We start from the raw sequence: 12269 nt of genomic DNA on the forward strand, positions 1-12269 counted from the left end.
ATTATATATAAATATTTTAAAATCAATTAATTACGACTTAAAACAAACATTTTGTCCTATTTTTGGTTTGAACCCAAATACCTTTCATCCAGGCTTAAATATTCTCCTTCAAAATCTTCAGCTGGAGAAGGAAATCCATTTTCAATGCTGCTGTAAAGTCTGCCAAACATTCGACGACTTTCCAAGTTCAGATTAAGAATTTCTAGATCTTCAAATTGAATATTATGTAATTGGATTAATTTCATTCTATTTCTAATAATTCTGTCCATTTTGTCGTAAACCTTGGAGAAAGCTTTTCTTGCTTCATTTTTTCTCTCCTTCCAAAATCCTGCGATGCCAGCTTTACTACTGGGTTGGGAAGTGATTTATTTAGAAAATCTATTGTTTTCATTAATTTAGTATGTTTTTCATTCTCATTTAAATTATCAAATAGAGAATACTGCCTGAAAGGTTCAGGTGAAATTCCTTCTACTATTACACCTGCTTTTTTATAAGCAAATCCAGTTTTGTATATTATACTCAATGCTTTTTTTGCATATTGGCTCAGTGTAATATTTGAATTACTTGGTTGTGGAAGTTTCACTTTTATGGATCTACTATATTGTGGTAGATCTTCTCTAAAGAAATTTGTATGAATAAATACAGTAAGAACAGAACAGTAAGAACCTTCCTTTCTCAATTTTTCCGCGCATCTTGTAGCGAATGTTGATACTCGTTCCTGGAGCTCATCATAATCATTAAAATTTTTATCAAAACTTCTAGTTGTAGCTATACCTTTTTTCCTCTTCTTTTGTTCCAATTCTATATATTCTTTGCCTTCCAGTTCTCTTTTTAGCCTGAGGCCAACAATACTCATTTCTTTTTGGACAAAGTAATCAGATTGCTGAGTAAATTGATAGGCATTCTTAATGCCAATGCTCTTTAATTTGTTTGCATATTGGCGACCAATACCCCAAACATCATCAATTTTCAGCCATTTTAATGCTTTTATTCTTTTCTCTTCAGTATCAATAATATAAACACCGTTGAATTCTTTAGGAAATTTTTTTGCTATTCTATTGGCAACTTTTGCAAGTGCTTTTGTTGGTGCATATCCAATTGAAACAGGTATTCTAGTGTATTGGGCTACTTTTTCTTTCATCTGCAACCCGTACTCATGCAGATTATAGTTTTGAAAACCTACTAATTTTAAAAAAATCTCATCAATTGAATAAACTTCAACCTCCGGAGTAAACTCCGAAAGAATTTTCATTACTCTATTACTAAGATCTCCATATAATGCAAAGTTGGTAGAAAATACTTTTACATCATTGTCTTTGAATAATTTTGCATATTCAAAAGCAGGAGCCCCCATAGGAATTCCCAGCTCTTTAGCTTCGTTGCTACGGGCTATTGCACATCCATCATTATTAGAAAGGACAACTACCGGTTTTCCATTTAATAAAGGATTAAATGCTCTTTCACAAGAAGCGTAGAAATTATTACAATCAACTAAAGCATACATAAAACAAAATTAAGTACATTTTAAGATAATGTGAATACCACATGTTGTTAAAGTTTATATGCACAAATAAAAATGTCTATAACGACAGAACTTGTCGCATTTTATTTATTATTCTGTTAGTGTTTTTAAAACTTTGTTTTAGATTTTCTTAAAAAAAATTTTTAATCTATCAAAATTTTAATACATTTGCAATGTAATTATAATTACGCAATAGTGTAATTTATAAATTACCCAGCGAATGCAACTCGCTGAGTTATAATTAAAATTGATACTACATAAATAGCTTGATGATTTCGGCAATAGCTCTCACTAAAGTTGCAATGCCTTTCCAATCTGGTTTTTTCATTGTGTTGATTTTAATGGTTTGGACACATAAGTTTATTACGAATGTGTACTTACAATCGAGTTACATTTTTAAACATCATTAAAGTGCGGTTCCGTACACGATGTTTAAAAAAGACAAAAAAATAATGGAACCTATGGTTTTATTTCATAGCTTCTTAAATTTAAAAGTTAAAACTACCTGAGAACTTCGACCTTCCAATGGTAGTTTTTTATTTATACAAATATACTAATTATTCTCTCCGGTCATTTTTTATAATTTTTTCTTAATGCAAATTTAAGGCTCTTAATCCTGAAAAGCAAAAAGGTAAAATTTTCTATTAAGTTTGACATCTATCAATTTTCTCTATAATACTAAATATCTTGTAAAAGGCCCTTTTTTTAAAAAAAAGATCTATTGTTTCTTCGAAATTGAATACTGCAAAATTAAATGTTAAAGATAACATATACAAAAGGATTGATGTACAGATTAAAGAACCTTGTAAACCCTTTTGAATAGAAGGTTTCGGTGAAGTAAATTTATAGATTTATATGAAAATAGAGCGTTCAATTTAGACGCTCTATTTATTATCAATTTACAAATCTTATATTTCTGTATCGTCTATAGGGGGTCAGTCGACGAAAAGTAAAATTTTGTACGTTAAGGATAAAATCTATTAAAAGGTTTTGTTTTAATAGATTAAACTGATTTAATTAATCGGTAAATAGTAGCCGGATGAACATCGAATAGTTTGGCTACTTCTGGTTCTATTAATTTATACATGTATTTTACTGAAATTAGGACTAACAAAATCTTCTAGAAATAGTAATTTAGACCTAACTGGAAATTTGTGTTTTTTGAAATCTCTTCTCCACTGTTTTTAACAATATTGCTTAAACCTGCAATATAACGGGCATTAATGCCTATGTTCGGGGTAAATTTATATCCTAAACCAAGACCTAAACCAAAATTAAAGGTTTTTAATGCATCTTTATTACTTGTCTTATAAGAGTTACCATTAATATCTCCCTTAGCTTGTGCATTTATAAGGAGCCCAAATTCAGGGCCAGCTTCCAGATAAAATTCTGGAGTAGCATTGTATTGCACCATTACAGGAACATTGATGTATCCAAGGGTTTGTTTCATGTTTGTTATTGTATAGCCAACAAAGTCATAGTCATCTTTTAACTTTGCCCCCTGTAGGCTATATATTGCCTCCGGTTGAATGCTAAATGCTTCAGAAATTGGAATATTTATAAATACTCCGCCATAAAAACCGAGTTTAGATTTAGAATCACCATCTGTTATACTTGAAAGGTTACCTCCGGCTTTAATGCCAAATCTTGGTTCGTCTGTAGATTGAGCAAATGTCATAGTTCCTATAACTATGCATAAGCTTAGTAATTGTTTTTTCATATTATTTGTTTAAAAAAAGTGTATCTTAATTTCATGGTTTGATTTTTGGTTTGAAGCCTGTAAAAATAGCTTGTACTTAACCCCTTTTTACTTTTCCTAAACCGACCCCCTTACTGTTCAAATTGCATTTCTGCTTTTATTCCGCAGTCTTGAACATTATCTATTTGAAAGTTTCTGTATTTTACGCTTTCAAACTCATAATCCTTTATTTCGAATTCATCATATCTGATTCCGAAAAATCGTTTTGTCAGCTCAAAAGCTGTTTCAAAAGCTAAATTAGATTGATATTGTTGTTCAAATTCCTCAGGAGTTAGCTCTTCTTTCATAAATCTTAATTCCTCATTGTCAAACAAATCTTCAGGCTTTAAATTAACTTCTTCGGGAATTAATTCACCAAAATCTTGATAAATTTCGTCTCCAATTTCTCTTAAACGAATTTTTTTTCCATTTTCAATTAAACAATAATAGGTTCCATATCCTAAACTTAATGAGAAAATTTCTGAGGTTGGAAATTCCTCAATGAACGCTCTTTCAGTCTTAGTTGTTTCAGGTTTTGAAAATTGCCAGATTAAATCTGCATTAGCAATTAAAAGATGATTTTTATATTTAGAAACATACAGTTCACCAATCTCTGGTCTTTCATTGAAATTTGTTTTCTCTACAAATTCAAAATTTTTAAATCCCAAAGATTTTATTAGGTCATCATTTATTTCAATATTTCCAGCATCTTTTATAAAAGTTACATATATTTTCCAACTCATACTTTGATATTTTATTTCTATTATTTCGTTTCGCCAAATTTGAGCTGTCCCCTAATAAGAAAAACAAAAGCAGGAATACTCCTACTTTTGTTTATTTAATTGACTATTTTTTCTTTGACAGAGTCACTCAACTTTTAAGATTAAAATGCTTTAAATAGTACCCTTCAACTCTTTTATAAATCTTTTTAAAGGTTATATTTTTTTCCTTAAGAAGTTTCTCTTCTAATAGAATATTTAAGTCATAAAATGAATATGAACGATCTTCATAAACTAAAATAGGCTCATTAAACGGATTAAAATACCACCTTTTATTAAAACTCCATTCGGCATTAGGACAAAGCTTTTGCAAATCTTCACCAATAAAATATAATGCAGGTACTATAAGCTTCTTCTTATCTTCATCTGATAAAGTTTTTGATAGTTTTTCCGCGTCAGTATAAAAAGTATCTTCATTATATTTCAGCCCAATATCCTTTAAAATTATGATCATATTTTCTTTTGTGAAACTTTCTTTATTCATCAGCTTCTTATACAAAAAATATGATGTATTATTTTCAGGTAAAACAGGAAAAGAATTATTAGCAAACATTTCATCATACTTGTCTTTTGATATAATCAAACAACTTCCTCTGTCTATATTTGGAAATACAAACAATGTGTTCTCATCAATATAAAGCGAAGTACTGCCATTATAATCAGAATATTCATGATCTTTCATATTCCTTATATCATATTTTTTCGACTCTTCAAAAGTAATAACCTGATAATCTTTGCTTATATTTTTTTGTGCACACATGATGTTAAATGTAGTTATTAAAATTAAAAAAAATAATGTTCTCATATGGTACTTATTTGAGTATGGTTGAATCTGTTGTGTCCGTCCATTTATAATTAAACCGAATGTGCATGGCTCCGGAAACCATTCTATAATAGGCTCTGTAATGAACCATATCGATATTCATTTTATTGGCATAATCATACAGACTAGGGGCAATATAAGTATCTGACGTTGTTCCTAACATAAAATTTCCCCTACCTGCTCTTGTTACAGCATTACTAAATCCCATATAATTTAGCATTGAGGAAATCTGGCCTTGGTTTGAACTGCTATACAAAGTACCATTCATTGCTTTGACTTCTGCAAATGAAGCTCCATGATATGTCTTAAATTTAAAACCGCCATCGAATTGAATGTCTACTAAATCAAATACACCATCAGGAACGGTATTTCTAGGTCTATCTTTATACATTCCCTGGAATTTATTACTATTACTAGTATAATTAAGCATAGATAACTTAGTTCTCATTATACTATGAAAAGCTTCTTCAAACTTAACACCTGCTTTTTGCTGTAATGCTCCATAAGAACAGGTTTCGCAAAAATTAGTCTTAACATAGCCTAGTAATATACTTTTTGTTAAACCTTCCCAATCATCTCCTGAATATTCTGCTTCAGGTGAAACAATATACTTATATCCGGCATTAATTCCAGCAGTAGAAGATAAATTAAATGAATAGTTTATTCCTGTGAATCCTATTAAAGCACTTTTAAAAATGTTTTGTCCGGATGCGATCCCGTTAAATATACCTCCAACAGAGCCAACTACGGAATTTGCAATAAACTTAGTTCCATATACACTAATATTGCTTACCCCCTGGCCAATGGCAGCTCCGGCAAATGCACCTCCCACTACAGAAGTCCAGGTGTTTTTCCAATCCCATTTTACAGGATTCCAATTTCCATGATTTGACTGAACTCCACTAAAATAACTTCCTACTATAGCCCCAATAAACCACGCCCAAAACTCTCCACTTGGATCATTATACATCATCGGGTTATTCATTACGTACCCATACTTATTATAATTCTGGGTATTGGTAGGATCTTGAATATTTTCATCAGCGTTTAGGAATCTTCGGAGTAACGGATCATACAGTCTTCCATTCATATGAATGATTCCTACCTCCATAAAATGTTCATGGCCGGTATATCCCCTGTCTATAAGCATTGAGGCTTCTGCAATAAGGTTTTTATCTGTTATAGTGGCTGTATTCCCTATTTTGAGATGCGTGAAATTTCCCCAGGCATCAAAATGCCTTTGCTCTATTTTATTTCCTGCTTCATCACTAATGGCAAGGATACTTCCCAGATAATCTTTATGAAGGAATTTATAAGAACCGCTGCTCTGGCCAAAGTCTTTCAAATATACGATATCAGATTCATAAGGGCTGCTTCCGATGTATAAAATATGCTTTTCCTGGTCTGTAGCCTGATCCCTGATCACTTCAAAGCTTCCGCCTTCATTATAAAATTTAGCTAAAACATTCTGCCATACAGGGATATTTGGATCCCAGTTGCTGTCCATTGCTATTCTTGAATCAGAGACTCCTCCTCCCGTCTGTATCAGCTTAAGAATATCTACACGCTGTCTCATGTTTCCCAGTCCATATTCAAAGCTGATCCTGTTTTTCTCTCCATTAATCTGTACGGGATCATTATTCTCATTATAAGAAATGCTTTGGATTAAATCCCCGTTATAATTCTGCGTTCCAGCAGCATTAAGGGTCATTGCTGTAGGCTGGTATATCTTGGCAGAATTATCAAACTTTATCGTACCTACCTGATCATTTTCCATGATTCTACCTTTTACGTCGTATGTATTTTGTAAATATTCGCCGTTAACAGGATTAGTCCATTTTATCAAACGATTATTATCATCATAGAAAAATTTTTCTTCAAAATTAAAATCTCCTTCTGTTTTTCTAAACTGCAACTCATTTTTAAGCGCATCAAAAGAATAAGATATTTTCAGAATAGAAGGCTTAACAGCAGACGAGTGATTAATATTTGTTAAGAAACCATTCGCATCGTAAGAATTGATAATTTCAGTAGTACCTAATTTTGTTTTTAATACCAGCCCTTTTGCGTTAACATCTTTCAACTCCCATAAGATCTTACCGGAATTTTTATCTTTGATCTGATAAAGCTTCCCGTTCCAGGTACTGTAAATATTTTCTACTGTAACTTTAGTTACTATCCCTGAAGAAACCAATTCTTTTTCATAAGAACTTATTCTTCCTTTATCATCATAGGTAATACCTTTCTGTGAGTAGGTTTTTCCGTTGCTGTTCTCTATAGAAGATAATAACCTTCCATTAGGGTCATAGGTAAATTTAGTTCTAAATAACTGACCTTTAATAGTGGCTGATCTTTCCGTAAGAATGCCCTTATTACTATAGGTAAAAGAAATGTTTTTATTTGTGGCCTGTCCGCCATCAGTGGTGGAAAGCTCTTTCTGGGAAATAAGCTGCCCGAAATTATTATAGGTGTATTCTTTTGTGCCTTTTGGGCTAATCGTTTTTTTAGCTCTGCCAAAACCATCATATTCATACTTATATACTCCATTTGAAGGGTCGTTGAATTCTGATTTTCTACCCCAGTTATCATACTTTGTGATAACGGTATTTTCAGCATACTTGGCTTCGGTTTGTTCTCCGGCAGCATTGTAGGAGAATTGTATAGTTCCTCCTTTATCCGTGGTAGAGATGACATTTCCTAAGGCATCGGCAGTTTTGGAATTGGTTCTTCCATTTCCGTTAATTTCTTTTACGGTTGTTATGAATCCTGAAACTATTGTTTCTGTCTTTTTGCCGTTAAATGCAGTAGCTGTTACTTTAGCCGGATATATAGAATCATCATAGGTAATGGTATTCCACTGGCTGGCACTCTGCTCATCAAAATAAGATTCGGATTCCTTTACTTTCCTGCCTAAAGCATCAAATTGTGTTTCTTTTGATACCAACTGTCCCTGGCCAAAAGCCTTAGTTGAAGTTTTGAACTCCTGTCCCCATACATTAGTGAATTTTTTCGATAGATTACCGTCCGGATCATTTTGGATAACTATGAGATTAGATTGATTATCTCTTTCATATTGGAACGAAGTAGTTCCCCCTAAATTGGTTGTAGAAGTTAATAATTTACCCCAGCTGTCATACGTATTAGTAACGGTATTATTAAAGTGATCTGTTTGAGTGGTTATCTGCCCCCAATCGTTGTAATCAGTTCCGGTTTGCAATCCTAGATTATCGGTTTGCATTACGACAAATCTGCCTTTAGGATCGTACTGGTAACCTGATGTTATGGTTCCGGAATCTATGCTATTACCTGATACTTTCTGTGTAATATTTCCAAAACCATCATAAGTAAAAGTACCCAGGGTATAACCCGTATTATCCCTGTTCCAGGTTTTTATGGTTTTTACAAGGTTATTTTCGTAGGTGAATTCTTCTTTACTGCTTTTGCTGTCATTGTATGTCTGGACAACTTCTGTGTTGGACGCCAGGCGACCTATATAATAGTTTTCCCCAATTCCTGAAGGATTGTTATCATATAGATAATTAGAAGTTGTCACAGCATATGAAGTATTGATCTTCGAGATAGTTTGTGACGGCAAATAGTACTGACCATAAGTAACTGTACTTTCAGCCGTGGCACCTGTTAAGAAATCTTTTCCTTTGGTTATTTTAGGAAGAATCACCGTAACCACCTTAGCCTTGTCTGCATCAGACACGGTTGTTACTACCTGTCCGTTTAAGAGCTTATCCGTTTGATAAGTTGTAGATTTAAAACTCAGCAGCTGGGTATTGTTTTCAGAAATATCTTCCGGAAAAATTTTAGAGTTATCATTAGTTCTGATAGACCATTCTTTAACCGGGGCTCCTTCTTTCAAAGGATCTGTTTCAGTGCCGGACCATATTTTTGTGTTCTCAAAACCCGAATCAAACCATGAAGAGCTGGCCATTTGTCGGAAACCAATAGTCTTCTTATTGTGCAGGTTTATAATAAGGCCACGATAGCGGAACTGTTTATACCTACTAGTCTGATTATTATTACCTTCATAAATTTGTGATACTAATTGTGAATTTACTTCTTGAAGTTCCATTAATGGATACTGCTCATTTTTTATAGGCTTATAGTATCCCCCGTTTGAATATGAGCCATTATAAGTAATTCCAGTTGCTACCCCTCCCTGTATAATTTTGTTAATTGATGATCTTGGAAGATCAGAATAGTGTTGAAACTCGGAGACCATGCCAATAGATTGGTTTGAAGTAGGACTGTAAATAAATAGTTTGTTCTGCTTTAATCCTAAAATCTCTCTGTAAATAAATGGGCCAGCACTACTACGATTAATGGTTTGGTTGGACCCAAATTGAATTTTCCCATTTAAATACCCCTGATTTTCACTGACTTTTAAAATATATGAGGAATTTGCAGAAGTAGGAGAGACAATATTATAATCGGTACTAAAATTAATAATATCAGACTTTCCATCTGCATTAATGTCTAAAACTCTGGCTGTAGAATAATTACCATATTGAGAAGTAGTTAAACTATAAGTCCCACTAAAATCATTAAAATATGGTGTTTTAAGAAAGCTTTTTCCAGTGTTAAGATTTATAATATAGTGATTATCAACATTTGTACGCACAAATAAATCAGAAATACCATCTCCGTTAAAATCACCGATTTGTACCTGGGAAGAAACGCCGGAATAGTCCGCAGAAAAAACTTCAGACAAGCCCATATTGCCCTGTCCGTCTTTTTTCAGATTATAGGCCTGCAAAAGGTTAGCAGGCACAAATTCCCCATTTACAGTAGAGCCCCAATAAGGACTTGATTGGGCAATATCATCCAGGCCGTCGCCATTAAAGTCTCCTATAACGATATTATCGCTTTTAGCCAGGTAAAATTCAGAATATGGAAACGCGCTGTCCTGTTGCTTTGTAACAATATATTTTGTTTCATCTATACTGGAGCTTTGGCAATTACCCGGACGTGCCTGTGGATCTAATCCGCCATCTGGACTGCTGGGGCACGATGTATTAATGATATGAATAGATTTTTCAATCAATACTTCAGAAACGCCATCCCCATCGATATCATATGGAAGCAGTTTTTTGATCGATGATGTTTTGTCATAGTAGGTTAGCGGATTGCTTGTTGATGTATGCTGGGTTTCATTCCATTGACTTGCTGCAATTATTTTAGTTTCTACTAATGTCAATGCATTAGGATAACCTTGAGTTGTAATATTAACAGGTTTTGCTAAATCAATAGTATAGTATTTAAGGGTTATATCTTTGGTTGTAGGGTTGATCGTGTACGAAACAAACCCCTGTTTGCTCCCAACCACATTATTACCGTCTTTAATACTTAGTGCAACTGCATTGGCATAAACATTCTCTGTACCTAAATAATATTTGGGTAAGTCATCTTCATAATGCAGATAATATCCTGCAGGATCACCCCCAGATGCATTTCTATATAAAATAAAATCCAAAGAATGGGTTCCACGAAAATCACCAGTCAAAGAAAGATTATAAAAATTTGAAGATTGACTAAAATGGCTGTTATTTGTCTGATTTTCAATTCTAGAAAATTCAATTGGATGGGCCAGCTGATTTTCTGAATTATATTCCTGTATTTTTTCTACAAACTGGTATTTTGTATCGTCAGACTTGTATATGATGTCATATTTTCTATACTGAGAGTTATTAGCTTTTACCACAATTGTGTTTAATAACTTATCTTGAATAAATGATATACCATTCATATAAGATTGTTCTATAAGTCCTCGTGTAGATGATACATTATAATTAAATTCAATTTCATTAAAGTGTGTTTTCCCTAAAGATTCATTTCCTCCCCATTTAATGGAAGAAATTATGGCAACATTAGTTTCTGTATCTTGCGAGTAATTATACGTGATATAGTTTCCCTGCGGATCTTTCCATTTCACAATATTATATTCCAAAGGAGTTCTGGCAGTACTGGCCCCTGCGCTTGTTGCTCCGTACCAAGCCTGTGACCCATCCGCAAAGGTGGCTTCCCAAAATTCTGGTCCTTGCCATGTTTGTCCAGTAATAGCACCGATAGATTTAATTTTTGTATTGGAAAATTTTTCTGTGACGTATTCTGCCCCATCTTTCCCATATTCACCGGACTTTAAAATTAATCTTTGCCCATTGAAATTATAAAAATCAGAATAATCTAACTGTACACCTTTTATTTCTCCATCTTTTTCAATATTCTTTCCTACTCTTGAAATTGAACTAGTACCGGAAATATTCCAGCCATAGCCTGCAATCCCATTGGATGCACCGTTTGAATAGACAAGATTTACCTTTGGTGCTACGCTTTTTATACCCGGCGGTAGAGCAATTGGTAATGTAAACTCAAGCTGTCCGGCTCCATTGACGTCAATATTTCCTTTGGTAACATGAATTTTCTGTACCGGGGCTATTTGTGCAAAACTTACCATAGAAACCAGGAGCAGCACAAGGGAGGAAAAAAATCTCTTTTTGTTGTTATAAAATTTCATAGCTCTATCTTTTGGTAATGTTTTTACTGAAAATCCGTCCGTCTGTTAGGGTAAAACGCAGTACATATACGCCCCAATCATATCCAGTCATATTGATTTTGATTTGTTTATTAAGATTAGGCAGATTCTGCTGCTGGAATTTCCAGTGGACAGTACTGTGCTGGTATAATGAGACAGATTCTATCAATCCATCCACTTCCTCGGTCCAGTCAATGGTAAGTACATCATTAACCGGGACAGGATAAAGCCTGATCTGTTTCCAGAATGTTTTTTCATCCATCACCTGTGATCTGGATAATGAAGCAGTCTTGGATTGGTCAGAAGCCTGTTTGGCAGCTGAATCAGGGCCCCGATACCTTTGGTTGCCCGCTTCGTCGTATTTAAAATAGACCTCGGTTACCTGGGCATACGATAACCCTAGGGAAGTGCATAAAAAAATTGCACTTAAGTAATTTTTTTTCATTGTCTTGTAATTTTGCGTGATATAAAAATTAATTCTTAATTCCTATAGTAGAGTATATTATATCCGGTTTTACGGGAATAAAGTCAGGGTGTAGTTATATTTTTTCATTTTGTGGCTTTAATTTTTCTATTTCTTTACTTATAAGCAAAGTAGTGCGGAATGGCGACAAGGCTTGTCGTATTAAAAACTATTCATATTGTTTTTTTGGTTTTATCTTATTTGTGTGAATTGTTTTCTAGTTGGTGATCGTATTTTCATAAGCTTTTTTATTTTTTAATTTCACTGTAAATCAGTTTGTTATTTATAAGCTAACTTATGTGATGCTGTCTTTTCTAACAATCCGTATAATCACGGTATTTGATAGTAATTCACAAAAAAGTGAATAATAATTCATTAAATATGTAAAGAATTTGATTCT

The 12269-nt window shown here is 33.4% G+C and carries 7 protein-coding genes; all 7 read right to left on the bottom strand.

What is annotated here, in order from left to right:
- Window positions 1–56: 56 nt before the first annotated feature.
- The 7 genes from NZD88_RS20605 to NZD88_RS20635 all read right to left on the bottom strand — a co-directional run bounded on the left by NZD88_RS20605 (window position 57) and on the right by NZD88_RS20635 (window position 11851).
- Entirely contained in the window at window positions 57–245 is a 189-nt protein-coding gene (locus tag NZD88_RS20605) for a hypothetical protein (RefSeq protein ID WP_259831646.1), read from the bottom strand.
- Window positions 242–1504: a Y-family DNA polymerase gene (locus NZD88_RS20610; RefSeq protein WP_259831647.1), complete on the bottom strand. Its 1263-nt coding sequence runs from the start codon at window positions 1502–1504 to the stop codon at window positions 242–244. Before NZD88_RS20610 ends, NZD88_RS20605 begins: the two co-directional genes overlap by 4 nt.
- Before the next feature lie 1138 nt (window positions 1505–2642).
- A complete protein-coding gene (locus tag NZD88_RS20615; RefSeq protein ID WP_259831648.1) occupies window positions 2643–3242 on the bottom strand; it encodes a porin family protein in 600 nt (199 codons plus the stop codon).
- 110 nt (window positions 3243–3352) lie between these two features.
- Window positions 3353–4003, bottom strand: coding sequence for a hypothetical protein (locus NZD88_RS20620; RefSeq protein ID WP_259831650.1), 651 nt, complete (start codon window positions 4001–4003; stop codon window positions 3353–3355).
- Window positions 4004–4130: 127 nt separating this feature from the next.
- Complete coding sequence (locus NZD88_RS20625; RefSeq protein ID WP_259831652.1) at window positions 4131–4844, bottom strand: hypothetical protein; 714 nt, start codon at window positions 4842–4844, stop codon at window positions 4131–4133.
- Between the two features lie 7 nt (window positions 4845–4851).
- Complete coding sequence (locus NZD88_RS20630) at window positions 4852–11388, bottom strand: RHS repeat-associated core domain-containing protein (RefSeq protein ID WP_259831654.1); 6537 nt, start codon at window positions 11386–11388, stop codon at window positions 4852–4854.
- A 4-nt stretch (window positions 11389–11392) separates the two neighbouring features.
- Window positions 11393–11851 (bottom strand): T9SS type A sorting domain-containing protein, encoded by a 459-nt coding sequence (locus NZD88_RS20635; RefSeq protein WP_259831655.1) that lies wholly within the window; start codon window positions 11849–11851, stop codon window positions 11393–11395.
- Window positions 11852–12269 lie beyond the last annotated feature (418 nt).

Origin of the sequence: Chryseobacterium pyrolae, from assembly GCF_025153485.1 — a bacterium.
In the GTDB taxonomy this organism is placed as follows: Bacteria; Bacteroidota; Bacteroidia; order Flavobacteriales; family Weeksellaceae; genus Chryseobacterium; species Chryseobacterium antibioticum.